This window comes from Endozoicomonas sp. ALE010 (assembly GCF_049310165.1).
Taxonomy (GTDB): Bacteria; Pseudomonadota; Gammaproteobacteria; order Pseudomonadales; family Endozoicomonadaceae; genus Endozoicomonas.
Genome location: NZ_JBLYNV010000047.1, coordinates 1 through 13,332 on the forward strand (window position 1 = coordinate 1; position 13,332 = coordinate 13,332).

Genomic DNA, 13,332 nt, shown 5'->3' on the forward strand with positions numbered 1-13,332 from the left:
TCAGCAGTGAAATGACCGATCGCCGATGGTAGTGTGGGGTCTCCCCATGTGAGAGTAGGTCATCGCCAGGCACCATTATTTACCTTGAGTAGGCTCAAGGCTGCAAACCCCGATAGAGCAATCTATCGGGGTTTTTGCTTTGTGGAGAAAGATTGTTACGGTTGGATCAACAGCTTCACGTGCCTGAACAAGGCTGCCGAAGTTGCCACCGGTATGGTTCCAGCCTGTCCAGCATTCGATCGACGGCTTCAAGTGCTCTAATAAGGCGACTGAAGTATCCACCAGTATTACCATCTGCCCAGCATTCTTTGCCCTCATCCCGGCAGGATGGAATGTAGTTCTGGCACATGGTGCTGGGCGTTGTATGAAAAGGGGTGATATCTGTATCTAAATACCCCTCGGGATGAAAAATGCGTCCTTTGTATATTCCCTTCATAGCCACAAAACCTTGGAGGTGTTTATCTCCTGTTACAAGGTCAGGTGGAATATCGTCATGTGAATAACAGGCAATAAAACCATTGACGTCATCTTCGTATACCTGGATGACTGGCATCCTGCCACTACCAATTCGTCTTGTTTTGCCCGTTTTCCATGGTTGAACCGTCTCAGCAAAGCTGAAAAAACTAATGCAGAGTAGTGTTGCAATGAATACTTGCAGGTGCGTTTTTATTGGCATGGGTGTGATCCTCAGTAGGTTCTTCAGAGAGTTTGATGCGAGGACAGTACCTTTTGTTCCCTGCAATGGTGATAACAGATCGGTCAGTGGTGCTAACATAATCATTTCGGTTTGGAGTGAATTGCATAGTTATTGAAAATACGCAGCATACACATAATTTTCTTATGGACAGGCAGCGCATTGATGATAAGAAAAGCCAAACCAGACGATTGCGCCCATATCTACAACACCTGTGTTTTGAACAGGTACGGTTACTTTTGAAGTTAATCCTGTGACTTCTGAACATCCCACACTAACAACGTTTCCAATTCATCAGGTCAGGCTTTGTCTCAAGCACTTGTGGTCCTGGCAGATATTTATAGGTATTGGGTAAAATATGAGCTGGGTGTCACTGGCTGAATCAATGGAATGAAACTGGTTCAAAGCTCTGAGGATTATTGGGGAAGTATGAAGCTTTTCGTAACCGGGTTGCTCTGTTTGACGCTCTCCACCTTGGCGGTTGCAGATACAATGTCGAATGGAATCTTTCAGTTAATCAACCAGCGGTTGAGCTATATGCAGGATGTCGCCTTATTCAAAGCCAGGAACCATCGTGTGGTCGAAGATCTGACCAGAGAACAGCAGGTGCTTGAGAAGGCATTGGTCAATGCGCAGCAGGCAGGTTTGCAACCGGACTCTATTGCTGATTTCTTCCAGGCACAGATGGATGCTGCCAAGGCGATTCAATATCGCTATATGGCTGACTGGTTATCTACACATCCTGAACGTAGTGAATATCGGGATTTAGCTTCTGAGGTCAGGCCAAAGATTTTGGCGCTTGGTGATGAAATTGTGGTGAGAATCAGCGAATACCTGAAAGATGGAGGGGCTTTTGACAATAAACAGCAGAAAGACTTTGTCAGAACAGTGAATACCAGGCATCTATCGGAAAACGATAAAAAGAAAATGTTTGACAGCCTTCAGATGATACGTCTAATTAAAAACTAGTGCTTATCAATAACAAGTTCCGTGTAGCCTGTGGATGGATCAAAAGCTCTTGAGAAGCTCAGCTGTGTATAACTGTGAATAATCACCTCAGCAGTACTATCAACGATATTTCCTTCTAGCAGGTGCCCTCCAAAAACATGCCCTTTGGCATCAGCCACAGCCATGTGGATATGCTGATGGTCCGGTGTCAACGTTCCCATGACAGAGACGATTTCAAAAGGGCCCTCAGTAACTAACGTCGTTTCTGCGCCAGCAAAACGAAGGTTTATTCTGGACAGACTGCCAACACAGGATACCAGTGAACCTGCAGAAATCCGGTGCTTGTTAACCAGTTCCTGCACGGCTATTTTCAGGTCAGCGCCTTGGGTAAGGCGATTGGCTATTACGGAAATACTCATTGCTTTATTATATCCCCCGATCTCCCAATCAGCTTATCTTTCTCAGGATTTATGTAAAGCCCCGTTAAACGGGGCTTTGCTTTATACGCAGGCTTTTATGCAGCCTGTTGAGAGTTCACTTGCATGGGTACATTCAACCTGTTCACCAGGAAGTTCAGCAACACGCCATACATAGGCAGGAAGAACAGCATGCTGATGGCCAGCTTGTAGCCGTAATCCACCAGGGCAATTTCCATCCAGTGTGCCGCCATGAAAGGGTCTGATGAACCGGCAAAGGCCAGACTGAAGAAGCTGAGGGTATCAATCAGGTTGCCAGCAATGGTTGAACAGGCCGGAGCTACCCACCACATGGCATTTTGGCGCAAACGGTTGAAAACGGTGATATCCAGAATCTGGCCAACCAGGTATGCCGCAAAGCTGGCAACGGCAATTCTGGCGACAAAGGCATTAAAGCTGGCCAGGCTTGCCAATCCCTGAAAGGTTCCATCCACGAACATGACTGACACCAGGTAGGAGATCAGCAGGGCCGGGAACATGGCGGTAAATATGATCTTCCGGGCCTGCTCAGACCCGTAGATTCTTACGGTCAGGTCTGTGGCCAGGAAAATAAACGGAAAGGTGAATGCTCCCCAGGTGGTGTGCATACCAAAGAATTGAAACGGTATTTGTACCAGATAGTTACTGGCAGTGATGGTCACGATATGAAATATCGATAATAAAAGCAGAATGTTCAGGCCGCGATTGCTGGTTTGCATAGCAAGTCCTTTTTAGTTGAGGTGAGGGAACTCAGGCGCAGTACCAATTTAGTACGTTAGCACCATTAAAAATGAGCGGTATTCTATCGGGATTTACAACGTTGGACCAAGTGATAATTTTTGCAAGCGTATGATGCTGTTTTGATCAGGGCTGACGATGTATCTGGAGCATTTGTATGCGACCAGTCTCTTTGGTATGGGTTTTATGAATCCATGGGCAGCCTGATAAAACTGTGCTATTTTTTCCAACCACATAATAACAACAATGGAGTAGTATCAATGCTGATCTGGTTAAGGAGAGGCTTTTTTCTCCTTGTATCAATATCCCTGCTGATCATTCTTACGGCGTTTGTTCTTCTTCGCCAAAGTCTCCCCATGCTTGAGGGTGAAGTGGAGGCTCCCTTCCTGAATGCTGCGGTTACGATTGAGCGGGATGCCCAGGGTGTTCCCCTGATATCCGGCAGTGATCGTATGGATGTTGCCTTTGCTACCGGTTATCTCCATGCCCAGGAACGATTTTTTCAGATGGATTTGAATCGGCGCAACTCTGCGGGTGAACTGTCTGAACTGGTGGGTGACCTGGCGCTGGATCACGATAAACGTCAGAGAAAACATCGTTTCCGCAAGGTTGCTCAGCAGGCGGTTGAGATCATGAGTGCTGAGCATCAGGCTCTTTTGAATGCCTATACCGATGGTGTCAATCATGGCCTGAAAGATCTTGGACAGAAGCCTTTTGAATATCTGTTGCTGGGTGTGGAGCCTGAGCTCTGGCAAAACGAAGACTCTTTTCTGTCGATCTTCAGCATGTACATGGATCTCAACGATGATGAAGTAAAACTGGATAACCTGAAAGGCTTCCTCAGTCGTGTAACCGTACCTGCTGTTATCGATTTTCTTTCGCCGCTGAAAACCCGCTGGGACTCACCAATGCAGCCCGGTGAGTTGCCGGATGTGCCAACCCCGGGGGCAGAGCTGGTTGACCTGCGCAGCAAAGAGACAGAGCTATATGCCAATCTGGGTGGAACGACGCTGGAAGACAGTCTTATTGGCAGTAACAACTGGGCGGTATCCGGAGAGTTAACGGACCATGGTGGAGCCATCATTCAGGATGATATGCACTTGAGCCATCGGGTACCCACCATCTGGTATCGGGCTTCTTTGAGTTATCCACACCCGGACCAGCCAGAGGACAGGGTTCGTATTACCGGAGTCACATTACCGGGCACACCGTTTATTGTGGTTGGCAGCAATACCCATATCGCCTGGGGCTTTACCAATACCGCTGGTGACTGGGTCGATCTGGTGGAGCTGGATATTGATGATGGCCAGTACATGACCAATGATGGCCCGAAACCCCTTGAACGCTGGACTGAAACCATCCATATCAAAGACCAGGAGCCGGTTGTCGTTGACTATTCAGGCACCCACTGGGGGCCGGTGGTTGATTCGGCCTATGACGATACGCAATATGCCCTGCGCTGGACTGCCCACCGTCCGCAGGCGACCAATGTTAATCTGGTAAGCCTGGAAGTTGCCCGCAATGCAGAACAGGGAATGGCCATTGCCAACCGCAGCGGAATTCCACCCCAGAACTTTACGGTGGGTGACCGTGAAGGCAATATTGGCTGGACCGTTGCCGGACAGATTCCAAACCGTTCCGTTATCGATTCCACTTACCCACTGCCCTGGCAGCAGGCTGATGATAACTGGGGTGGCTGGCTTCCGGATGTGCATTATCCCCGCGTATATAACCCTGCGGATCAACGAGTCTGGACTGCCAATGCCCGTATCGTAAGCGGAGCAGACTACGACAAGATGGGCAACGGAGGTTATGCCCTCGGACCTCGGCAGATACAGATTCGTGATGCGCTGATGGCACTTGAGCGTGCTGATGAACAGGCTTTGCTGGAGATTGCCCTGGATCATCGTGCTCTCTATATGGATAACTGGCGGCGACTGTTGCTGGATACACTCACTGAAGACGTGATGGCGGGGAACCTTTCCCGACAGACGTTTTATCGTTATGTGAACAACTGGTCTGGCAAGGCTGCCACTGACGACGTTGGTTACCGTTTGGTCCGTGAGTATAAAGATGCGCTTAAACTGAAGATCATGTCATCACTGGGGCGCTACTTTCTGTCCCTCTCTCCAGAAGCCAAAGAGGATGTAGAAGATGGCTTTATGCAGAAGTTAAACCATGAAAGCGAGATGATATGGCGTCTTCTGGAAGAACGTCCGCTACATTGGCTGAGTCCTCAGTACGAAAATTGGGATGAGTTGCTGATCGAAACCGTGGATCAGGTGGTGAGTGATCTGGGAGGCGTAGATCAGCTGGGCAATGCCACCTGGGGACAGAGAAATACCGCTGATATCCGCCACCCTTTGAGTGGTGCCATTCCTGTCTTTGGCAGACTGCTGGAGATGCCCGCCGTACCTCTCTCTGGCGATGTCTGGATGCCCAGGGCCCAGCGTGCCGATCAAGGGGTATCTGAGCGGCTGGTGGTGTCTCCCGGGCGTGAAGATGAAGCAATATTTCACATGCCGGGTGGTCAGAGTGGTCACCCGCTCTCTCCTTTCTTTAGCGCAGGTTATATGGACTGGGTGGAAGGGAAGGCCAGTCCGTTCTTACCGGGTGATGCAAAATATACCCTGACCCTGACGCCTTAAATAACCTTAAGTTTGTCCTGATAACGGTCTTCCCTATGAAGTGAAAGACCCATCAGGGCAAAGCTGGCAAATTAGATGGATGTCAATTTTGCTGAGGGAAAAATGAAGAGAGGGTAGCACCGCCACAGTGTGGCGGTGCTGATGTATCAGTCTTTTATCATCAGTTGCTGGCGATCACCTGCTCCCGGGGAGCATAGGTTTTCTGAACATACTCTTCGATCAGTTTCTTATAGTCTTCAGCGATGTTCTCACCTTTCAATGTGGTGAATTTCTCGCCATCAACAAATACCGGGGCTGAAGGTGCCTCACCGGTACCGGGCAGACTGATACCAATGTTGGCATGCTTGCTTTCCCCCGGACCATTAACCACACAGCCCATCACGGCAACTTTCATATTCTCCACACCGACATACTGGTGGCGCCAGTTCACCATTTTACTGCGCAGGAAACCGTCCACTTCATCGGTCAGAACCCGGAAGAACGTACTGGTGGTACGACCACAGCCAGGACAGGCAGTCACTTCCGGAGCAAAACTGCGAACGTCCAGGGCCTGAAGGATCTGCTGGGAGACAATGACTTCTTTATCGCGGGAGGCTCCGGGCTCTGGCGTCAGGGAAGTGCGGATAGTGTTGCCAATACCATGCTGCAGAAGAATGCCCATGGCGACACTGGATGCCACAATGCCCTTGCTGCCCATCCCGGCTTCGGTCAACCCAAGGTGCAGGGCGTACTCACAGCGATCAGCCAGCATCTGGTAGACGCTGATCAGATCCTGTACCCGGGAGACTTTACAGGAGATAACGATTTTGTTGGCACCGAGACCACGCTTAACCGCAGCATCGGCACTGGTCAGGGAAGACAGGACCAATGCTTCATGGAGGATTTCCTGGGAAGACTTCGGGTTGGCGGATCGGGCATTTTCATCCATCAGCTGGGTAGAAAGCTCTTTGTCGAGGCTGCCCCAGTTAACGCCGATGCGTACTGGTTTATCGTATTTGATGGCAACATCAATCATGGCATTAAAGCGGTCATCCTTCTTATCGCCAAAGCCGACATTACCGGGGTTAATTCTGTACTTGTGCAGCAGCCTGGCGGTTTCATCGTACTTGGTCAGCAGGAGGTGACCGTTGTAATGGAAGTCCCCGACAATGGGTACATTGCAGTTGTGTTTGGCCAGCCCTTCGTAGATTGCCGGAATAGCGGCCGCTGCTTCCTCTGAATTCACCGTTACGCGAACAATTTCAGAGCCTGCATCCGCCAGCAGGCGAATCTGGTCAATGGTTTTCTGGACATCCGCAGTATCGGTGTCCGTCATTGACTGAACCACAATGGGAGCATCACCGCCAATGGTGACGTGTCCAACCTGAACAGCATGGGTTTTATGACGCCTGTCCATAAACGTTGTTCTCCAAATAATAAAAATTAGAACTAATCAGTGTATCAGAACCTGAAGACTTTTCCTGAGAGGAAAACCGAAGCACCCTGTCATGGTTGCCCTTGCTCTCTCTGGGCAATAATCCTGGACTCCTGCAGGTTAAGACTGAGGGAGGCCATCTCCTGAGATGAGAGCATACGTGCAGGCTGGTCTTCCAGCAGACTGTAAATCACGCGATAAGCCATAACATTCTGGACGTACTTACGAGTTTCATCGTAGGGAATGGTCTCAATCCAGATGTCCAGTGGCAGATGCCCTCTCTGCTTCAGCCAGCGTTTCACCGGAGTACTCCCGGCATTGTAAGCCGCTGTTGCCAGAATTCGGCTGTCTTCAAACCGTTTGGACAACCAGGCAAGGTGAGTAGTTCCAAGGGCGATGTTAATTTCTGGTTTAAACAGTTCTGACTTCTTTCTATAGGGTATTCCGGCCTGTTTAGCCGCCTGTTTCGCGGTTGTCGGCATCAACTGCATTAACCCCATGGCACCAGCGCTGGAGCGCGCCATGGGATGGAACGCACTTTCCTGGCGGGCAATGGCCAGAACCCACGGATAATCCAGTTTACGTTTTTCTGCCTGCGCACTGAAAATATCAGCGTCCGGTGTCGGAAAGCGGAGGCTAAGGTCGTCCCAGAGCGTTGCCCGGGCAGCCGCCATAATCGCCTGATGGTGCCATTCCCATTGATGGGCGAGATAGGGAATTAACTGTTGCTGGGTTTTATCCAGACTCGGGGTTATCCGGTTCAGCTCCATCTGGGCGTTATAAAAGCGCTTATGGTGCAGCCACTCACGAATACGTTTAAAGCCCGGGTAATATTGCTTGAGTCTGTGCAGATCCTGCTGGTGAATGGCTTTTTGCTGGTGGTTCAGTTGAAAGGGTTGTCCTTTAAGATCTGCCACCAGAAAAGCGTAAAAGTTCCGTTCCTGGCCCAGTGCGCTCAGTGTCGGTGTTTGCAACAGCGTGGGTTTGCTCGGCAGAGGCATCCCGACCAGCTGATAGCTTGCCTCCTGAAACTTGAGCAGGGCGACTTCGTTCCAATAGCGCCAGCGGCTGCTGTTTCTGATAGCCGCTGGCAGATGCTCTAACAGTATCAGGACTCTTTCCCAGTCCTGGTCAGCCAGCGCCAGTCTGATTCGCCACTCGGTGACCTTTTGATAATGAAAATCGGGATCAATGCTGGCAATAATTTCTTCGGCGTTGTCCACAAAGTTCTTGGCCGCTTTCATGGCGATCCGCTGGTCGACAGCGGATCGCTGCTTCGGGGAAAAAGGATAGCGGTTGCGCATTGTCAGCCAGGTGCTGACGGCAAGGTCCAGATCTTTGGTAATCAGTTTTTTGATGCCATGAAGCATAATGATCCGCTGATGTTCCAGGTCACCATTAAAGCGGGCGGTATGAAGCAGTTCAGGATGTTTGTTGACTTCCCAGAACAGCTCTGTCGATACCTTGAAAGACGTATCTTTAATGGACTTATTCAGGTAGCGGGCAAGGGACAGGTTGTTTTGCTCGGCAGCCATCCAAAAGCGGGCAATAATCAGGCTTTGAGTGAGTTCGCCAGAGGCTTTCCAGCTGTCGAATAACGGATCGCAGGCCTTGTGTTGTGACTGGCCTTTCAGCCAGAGACTTTTTGCCTCCAGCCAGGCCTGTTCGGTCTGCCCCAGTGCGTGCAGGGCTACGCCTTTCAGGCACTGATAGCGGCCGCCATCATCCTGCTGATAGGCAGCAAGATAGGATTGCCAGCGCTGGTTACTGGCCAGATGCCTCAGCCATTTGTACTGGAGCTGGCTGGTTTGCGGTAAATCGGGGTATTGGCTGGCAAACTGGTCAATATCGCTCTGGTTGATGCGATCAAGATCGTTGGTGAGGCTGAGGTACTCAAGGTAGGGAGCCAGAGGGTAATCACTGAGTTCTGATCGATAACTCTCGTAAAGTTTATGGTCCCCTGTCTTCAGTGCTTTTTCAACGCGCGTGAACAGCATCTGCTGCCGTTCTGACTCGTTAGCCAGGCTGTATGTGGGGAGCAGAAGTGATGTGGCCAATGAAAAAAAGAGTAAGCAATGAGATAACTTGTTCAACATAACAAAAGCTTCAATCTCTATGATCCCTGTTAGTGACTGCGTAAAACGTCCTGTTTTACTGTTGGTGTGATAAAAGCGCTGGCCGTGAGTCGCTCACCCTGCGAAAGCATTGACGAAAGTTTGGTGAAGCTCTCATGGCAACTCATCATACATTGTTATATTTTGTCAGCCTGTAACAGTCAATCGGCAGATTGATAACAGGGTGTAGCGCTTGCGCGTAAAGTAGAGCTTTCCCGCCGCATGGGATGTTTTTTATCATCTTTACTATTGACAGAAATATTCTAAAAAGATGCATGAGGTGCAGTGATTATGGCAAAAGAGACGACTGTACGGGCACGAATTGATGAGTCATTAAAGCAGGAGGCCGAAGACATTCTGCGCCAACTCGGGCTGACCACTTCCCAGGCCATTAATCTCTATTTCAGTCAGATTGTGTTGCAGCGAGGTATGCCTTTTGACGTTCGTCTGCCAGAAGAGGCCGAAAGCAAATAATGATTCGTTTGTGTTCTATCGATGAGCTTCAGGATCCTGGTAGCAAAGGCTTCCGTAATGAGCGTGGCCATATCTTTGCCGTACGCAAAGGTGATCAGGTATACGTCTACGAAAACAGTTGCCCGCATTTTGGGATTAATCTTGAATGGCAGCCGGACCAGTTTCTGGATTCAGAGAAACGGCTGATTCAGTGCGCTACCCACGGTGCCCAGTTTCTGATTGAGACGGGGGAGTGTATTGCCGGGCCTTGTCCGGGGGATATGCTGACTGCCCTGGAGTGTGAAGTCATTGAGGGTGTTGTCTACCTGAAATAATACCCACATTTCTACAGGTCCTGCCCGCCCCCTGCTACCCGTCAAGCAGGAACTGCTTATCCTTCTGCGGGCAGCAGGCGGTACAAACTGCTGGATAATCCCACGCCACCTGAGTTGAAGATCGGCAGCTACTCTTTCCAATTGTATTTGGTTATCCGCGACATCTTATACCTACGGGGACCCACTTGCTCTACCATCTTTTCAATAACTTCAGCCTTATGAAGATAGGGTTTACACTGCGGCATGCTCATTGCACCCTGATTCTTCAAGAATTCCGCATGACATTCTGCTTCGGACTTATAAATCATTAACTCTTTTGGAAGATCAGCCCAGGGTTGTAAATAACTGTATGCAAGAACGCCAGCGTTCGTTGCCAGTGTCGCCAGTGTTCTGGTCGATATGTTTCTGCCTTCCCGGATGCATTGCAACAGACTTAAGCCGGTACCCACGGTACCAGAAAGAGCCATAACAGCCCGGGTTCGCCACTTGGTCAGATTGGAGGAGTCAGCTACACCAGTATTGAGACTGACGGCAGCTGTCAGACCAATCCCAGCCAAACCAGTTGCCATATTACCAATATTCATGATTTCTCCAATTTTGGTTAATAATGCCTGGTCGAACATTCAAACATAGTAAAAAGTTCCCTGACCCAAATGTTTCATGCATCAATCCTGTTGGCGATGGGCGAACTGCTGGCTGAAGCCCTGATTCGCTGATGCTGGTGATATGGAACTGTCCTGAAATAACTTACACATCCAGTGCAGAAAAGTACGAATACCCATAAAACCACACCCTTGGTTTCCATGATGGACCGTGGGAACCAAGGGGCTGTGTATGTATAACAGAGGCAGGTTGCACTAATTCCGCCAAAAACGAAACATGTCACCCATCTCTGTCGGTTTAGTACTATGGTGAATGCGTCGGCATTTTGGCATGCTCATTGTGCTATCAGCAAAGAATTCACGAACGCACTCTGTTTCGGACGATACTTCATAGGAGCCAGCACAAGGTTGCAGGCAACTGTAAGCAAGAACGCCAGCGTTTGTTGCCAGTGTTGCCACTGTTCTGGGGGATATGTTTCTACCTTCCTGGCAGCATTTCACCAGACTTAAGGTGGTTCCTACGGTACTGGCTAAAGTCATGATGGCCCGGGCTTGCCATCTGGCCAGATACCCTGTATCAGTATTCAGGCTGGCGGCAGCCGTCAGACCAACCCCTGCCAAACCTGTTGCCATATTGCCAATATTCATGATCTCTCCAATTTCGGTTAACGACATCTGATCGGACACACAAACATATTGAAAGTTCCTTAGCCCAAATGTTTTATGCATCAATGCTCCTGATCAATTATCTATCACCCTCTCTGTGTCACACTGATGGAAAATGATTAGAAGAGATGGACCATGAATTTAGACCATAACCTGCTGGTTTCTGATGTCATGCGCAACAGTGTTGCCGGACAGATCGAAGCGCTCAAATCACTGGAAGACAGAATCAATGGTAGCTTTACAGCTGCCCTGGAGCTGTTGGCCGAGTGTCGTGGACGCGCCATCCTGTTTGGTATGAAGCAGTCTGGCCTGGTGGGGCAGAAAATCGCTGCAACACTTGATGCCACAGGCTTGTCTACGCACATACTAAATGCCGCTGAAACCTGGGAAGACAATCTGAGTATGATTGGCCCCGGTGATGTTATTATCATGTTGTCGTACAGTGGCAGGACTGGGGAGCTGCTACGGCTTTATCCGGCAATCCGGCAAATGGGTAACAAAGTGATTGCCATTACCGGTGATCCGGCGGGGCCGGTTGCGGAGCAGGCGGATATCGTGCTGGATGCCAGTGTGGTTGAGAGTCGTGAAGACCGGGAGCCAGCCCCCACGACCTATACTACGGTTCTGCTGGCTATTGGTGACCTGTTGGCTGAAACCCTGATTCGTCGACGTCTGTTCAGTTCCCCCGAAGCGCAGCAAAGTGACCAGAATGTGGTGGGGCTGCTAACCAGTGACAGCATTTAAAACATTATGGATAAAATTGACCGCAACATATTACGGGAGTTGCAGGAGGATACGACTCCCTCGTTGGCTGAGCTGGCTGAAAAAGATATTCAGTCATTTGATTGCTTCTATAAGGCGCTGGTCAACACCGTGGAGGGATTGACCGATGTAACCTCCAGTTTTGCCATGGAACAGATGAAGTTCACCACTGCGCCTCCTCTGTGAAGGGAGCAGTAAGGCCCCCACCATTACAATCTTCGCAGAGATCAGAACCGGCAGGCGTTCACAGAGACGAGTTTACCAATCTCTAATACAGCATCGTCATAATGCAGGTTTGAATCATAAATCATGTTATCCAGTTGTACACGGTAATAGCCGTTGCTCTGCTTAAAGAGACGGCAATGTGGCTGTTTCAAATCACTGGCTACATTGACCCTCAGGTTGTAATAGCCCCGACCAAAAAGTTCAACGAAGCTAATGAATCTGTTGTCCCCGGGCTTGAGCTGGATGGTATAGGTGGAATGGGCCACGGAATCTTCATAGCTGGGCGGTAAATCATTATGGTAAGCAGGTGCAGCAAGTTCAAAAGCCCCGGCTGACAGTACAGTAGTACAAAGTATCAGGGAAGATAGCCTGAACAGTAAGTGGATGAGTTTCATGGAATCAGTCCTTGTAAATTATTCAAATAGTAAGAATTAAAGGGTTTTCTCTAACTTCAGACTGATAAATTGGAAAATAGTTCCTCATTGAGACATAAAGAGAATGTATGCAAAACCGAAATGGTTTTCCGAGCCATTCAGGTTCTTAATATCAGTAATTTAATCAATAGGTTATAGCATCCTACACCCTGGCCCTGTGATGAAGGGCCGGGTCAGGACTTTTTAAGCTGTGCCCATGGACATCAAAATGTACAGGAGTTCACCGATACGAGTTTGCCAATCAGTAAAATGGCATCATCGTAACTGAGATTGGACTGATAAATGGTGTTGTCCAGTAATACCCGATAATTATCAGCGTAGTCATGCTGCCTTAACAGGCGGCAATGAGGGATTCGTTCAGCTATGTCGTTATGGTAAAAAGGATACCGCATGGTTGGCCTGGTTCTATTAACCCTGTTAGTAGTAGCCACTTTGATTCTTATCGACGTATAGCCCTCACTGGAAAGACGAAAGATTTCACTCATATTGATTTCCCTGTCATCACCCGGTTTCAGGTGAATCGTATAGGTAGTGGCATCTTCATAGCTTGGCGGCATATCCAGATACTGGGCGGCGATTGAGAGCTGTGCAATTGAACACAGTGATAGCGTCACTATAAATGTCAGTAAACGTTTCATGGGTAGCAGACCATTTATTAAATGAGATTGAATCAGCGGCCACCACAGCCGGGAATAGAATCCCGTATCACAGTTCAATTGAATTTTTATGCTGCAGCAGGAACGCCGTTAGAAAAGTAGACCATCTGGGGAGGATTTGTTTATTTGTTTCGGTTGATAGGTTTCCCAGGTTGATTGTCAGTATGACTTGCTGCCTTGTAAGGGCA

At 49.1% G+C, this 13,332-nt stretch carries 15 protein-coding genes; 6 read left to right on the forward strand and 9 right to left on the reverse strand.

The features are described from left to right. Window positions 1-175: 175 nt before the first annotated feature. Window positions 176-775, reverse strand: a complete 600-nt coding sequence (locus ACO6UY_RS17420; protein ID WP_422444084.1) for a hypothetical protein — start codon at window positions 773-775, stop codon at window positions 176-178. A 348-nt stretch (window positions 776-1,123) separates the two neighbouring features. Between ACO6UY_RS17420 and ACO6UY_RS17425 the strand changes: the two genes are divergently transcribed. After that, the gene (locus ACO6UY_RS17425) at window positions 1,124-1,663 is read left to right on the forward strand and encodes a chorismate mutase (RefSeq protein ID WP_422462532.1); all 540 of its coding nucleotides are present in this window, start codon (window positions 1,124-1,126) and stop codon (window positions 1,661-1,663) included. Here the strand turns inward: ACO6UY_RS17425 and ACO6UY_RS17430 are convergent. Next, on the reverse strand, window positions 1,660-2,061 hold the full coding sequence (locus ACO6UY_RS17430; RefSeq protein ID WP_422462530.1) for a PPC domain-containing DNA-binding protein: 402 nt from the start codon (window positions 2,059-2,061) through the stop codon (window positions 1,660-1,662). The two genes, ACO6UY_RS17425 and ACO6UY_RS17430, sit on opposite strands and share 4 nt — an antisense overlap. Before the next feature lie 95 nt (window positions 2,062-2,156). Continuing rightward, the gene (locus ACO6UY_RS17435; RefSeq protein WP_422462528.1) at window positions 2,157-2,816 is read right to left on the reverse strand and encodes a 7-cyano-7-deazaguanine/7-aminomethyl-7-deazaguanine transporter; all 660 of its coding nucleotides are present in this window, start codon (window positions 2,814-2,816) and stop codon (window positions 2,157-2,159) included. A 279-nt stretch (window positions 2,817-3,095) separates the two neighbouring features. On the opposite strand from ACO6UY_RS17435, the gene ACO6UY_RS17440 reads away from it, so the two are divergent. Further along, a complete protein-coding gene (locus tag ACO6UY_RS17440) occupies window positions 3,096-5,483 on the forward strand; it encodes a penicillin acylase family protein (RefSeq protein ID WP_422462526.1) in 2,388 nt (795 codons plus the stop codon). Window positions 5,484-5,643: 160 nt separating this feature from the next. Here the strand turns inward: ACO6UY_RS17440 and ispG are convergent, their stop codons facing one another. Together ispG and ACO6UY_RS17450 are read right to left on the reverse strand one after the other, a co-directional pair. Then, complete coding sequence (ispG, locus tag ACO6UY_RS17445) at window positions 5,644-6,879, reverse strand: flavodoxin-dependent (E)-4-hydroxy-3-methylbut-2-enyl-diphosphate synthase (protein WP_101748237.1); 1,236 nt, start codon at window positions 6,877-6,879, stop codon at window positions 5,644-5,646. 89 nt (window positions 6,880-6,968) lie between these two features. Continuing rightward, window positions 6,969-8,993 carry a transglycosylase SLT domain-containing protein gene (locus ACO6UY_RS17450; protein WP_422490761.1) on the reverse strand — a complete coding sequence of 675 codons (2,025 nt, stop codon included), beginning with the start codon at window positions 8,991-8,993 and terminating at the stop codon, window positions 6,969-6,971. A 309-nt stretch (window positions 8,994-9,302) separates the two neighbouring features. On the opposite strand from ACO6UY_RS17450, the gene ACO6UY_RS17455 reads away from it, so the two are divergent. Together ACO6UY_RS17455 and ACO6UY_RS17460 are read left to right on the forward strand one after the other, a co-directional pair. After that, the gene (locus ACO6UY_RS17455) at window positions 9,303-9,485 is read left to right on the forward strand and encodes a type II toxin-antitoxin system RelB/DinJ family antitoxin (RefSeq protein WP_101748239.1); all 183 of its coding nucleotides are present in this window, start codon (window positions 9,303-9,305) and stop codon (window positions 9,483-9,485) included. Then, window positions 9,485-9,799, forward strand: a complete 315-nt coding sequence (locus tag ACO6UY_RS17460; protein WP_422462524.1) for a Rieske (2Fe-2S) protein — start codon at window positions 9,485-9,487, stop codon at window positions 9,797-9,799. The genes ACO6UY_RS17455 and ACO6UY_RS17460 overlap by 1 nt, the downstream gene beginning before the upstream one ends. Window positions 9,800-9,927: 128 nt before the next feature. On the opposite strand, the gene ACO6UY_RS17465 is transcribed toward ACO6UY_RS17460, so the two are convergent. Together ACO6UY_RS17465 and ACO6UY_RS17470 are read right to left on the reverse strand one after the other, a co-directional pair. Then, window positions 9,928-10,383 carry a hypothetical protein gene (locus ACO6UY_RS17465; protein ID WP_422466191.1) on the reverse strand — a complete coding sequence of 152 codons (456 nt, stop codon included), beginning with the start codon at window positions 10,381-10,383 and terminating at the stop codon, window positions 9,928-9,930. A 273-nt stretch (window positions 10,384-10,656) separates the two neighbouring features. Continuing rightward, window positions 10,657-11,130 carry a hypothetical protein gene (locus tag ACO6UY_RS17470; RefSeq protein ID WP_422490762.1) on the reverse strand — a complete coding sequence of 158 codons (474 nt, stop codon included), beginning with the start codon at window positions 11,128-11,130 and terminating at the stop codon, window positions 10,657-10,659. Window positions 11,131-11,202: 72 nt separating this feature from the next. Here ACO6UY_RS17470 and ACO6UY_RS17475 point away from each other — a divergent pair, with 72 nt between their 5' ends. Both ACO6UY_RS17475 and ACO6UY_RS17480 read left to right on the forward strand, forming a co-directional pair. Further along, window positions 11,203-11,811, forward strand: a complete 609-nt coding sequence (locus tag ACO6UY_RS17475; protein ID WP_422444066.1) for an SIS domain-containing protein — start codon at window positions 11,203-11,205, stop codon at window positions 11,809-11,811. Window positions 11,812-11,817: 6 nt separating this feature from the next. Then, window positions 11,818-12,015: an AsnC family protein gene (locus ACO6UY_RS17480; protein WP_422490764.1), complete on the forward strand. Its 198-nt coding sequence runs from the start codon at window positions 11,818-11,820 to the stop codon at window positions 12,013-12,015. A 41-nt stretch (window positions 12,016-12,056) separates the two neighbouring features. On the opposite strand, the gene ACO6UY_RS17485 is transcribed toward ACO6UY_RS17480, so the two are convergent. Then, window positions 12,057-12,449: a hypothetical protein gene (locus tag ACO6UY_RS17485; protein ID WP_422444062.1), complete on the reverse strand. Its 393-nt coding sequence runs from the start codon at window positions 12,447-12,449 to the stop codon at window positions 12,057-12,059. 242 nt (window positions 12,450-12,691) lie between these two features. After that, entirely contained in the window at window positions 12,692-13,126 is a 435-nt protein-coding gene (locus tag ACO6UY_RS17490) for a hypothetical protein (RefSeq protein WP_422466188.1), read from the reverse strand. Window positions 13,127-13,332 lie beyond the last annotated feature (206 nt).

Excerpts from the sequence above, each read along its gene's own strand:
- ACO6UY_RS17420 (WP_422444084.1), bottom strand. The coding sequence starts at position 775 with ATGTTAGCACCACTGACCGATCTGTTATCACCATTGCAGGGAACAAAA.
- ACO6UY_RS17425 (WP_422462532.1), top strand. The coding sequence starts at position 1,124 with ATGAAGCTTTTCGTAACCGGGTTGCTCTGTTTGACGCTCTCCACCTTG.
- ACO6UY_RS17430 (WP_422462530.1), bottom strand. The coding sequence starts at position 2,061 with ATGAGTATTTCCGTAATAGCCAATCGCCTTACCCAAGGCGCTGACCTG.
- ACO6UY_RS17435 (WP_422462528.1), bottom strand. The coding sequence starts at position 2,816 with ATGCAAACCAGCAATCGCGGCCTGAACATTCTGCTTTTATTATCGATA.
- ACO6UY_RS17440 (WP_422462526.1), top strand. The coding sequence starts at position 3,096 with ATGCTGATCTGGTTAAGGAGAGGCTTTTTTCTCCTTGTATCAATATCC.
- ispG (WP_101748237.1), bottom strand. The coding sequence starts at position 6,879 with ATGGACAGGCGTCATAAAACCCATGCTGTTCAGGTTGGACACGTCACC.
- ACO6UY_RS17450 (WP_422490761.1), bottom strand. The coding sequence starts at position 8,993 with ATGTTGAACAAGTTATCTCATTGCTTACTCTTTTTTTCATTGGCCACA.
- ACO6UY_RS17455 (WP_101748239.1), top strand. The coding sequence starts at position 9,303 with ATGGCAAAAGAGACGACTGTACGGGCACGAATTGATGAGTCATTAAAG.
- ACO6UY_RS17460 (WP_422462524.1), top strand. The coding sequence starts at position 9,485 with ATGATTCGTTTGTGTTCTATCGATGAGCTTCAGGATCCTGGTAGCAAA.
- ACO6UY_RS17465 (WP_422466191.1), bottom strand. The coding sequence starts at position 10,383 with ATGAATATTGGTAATATGGCAACTGGTTTGGCTGGGATTGGTCTGACA.
- ACO6UY_RS17470 (WP_422490762.1), bottom strand. The coding sequence starts at position 11,130 with ATGCATAAAACATTTGGGCTAAGGAACTTTCAATATGTTTGTGTGTCC.
- ACO6UY_RS17475 (WP_422444066.1), top strand. The coding sequence starts at position 11,203 with ATGAATTTAGACCATAACCTGCTGGTTTCTGATGTCATGCGCAACAGT.
- ACO6UY_RS17480 (WP_422490764.1), top strand. The coding sequence starts at position 11,818 with ATGGATAAAATTGACCGCAACATATTACGGGAGTTGCAGGAGGATACG.
- ACO6UY_RS17485 (WP_422444062.1), bottom strand. The coding sequence starts at position 12,449 with ATGAAACTCATCCACTTACTGTTCAGGCTATCTTCCCTGATACTTTGT.
- ACO6UY_RS17490 (WP_422466188.1), bottom strand. The coding sequence starts at position 13,126 with ATGAAACGTTTACTGACATTTATAGTGACGCTATCACTGTGTTCAATT.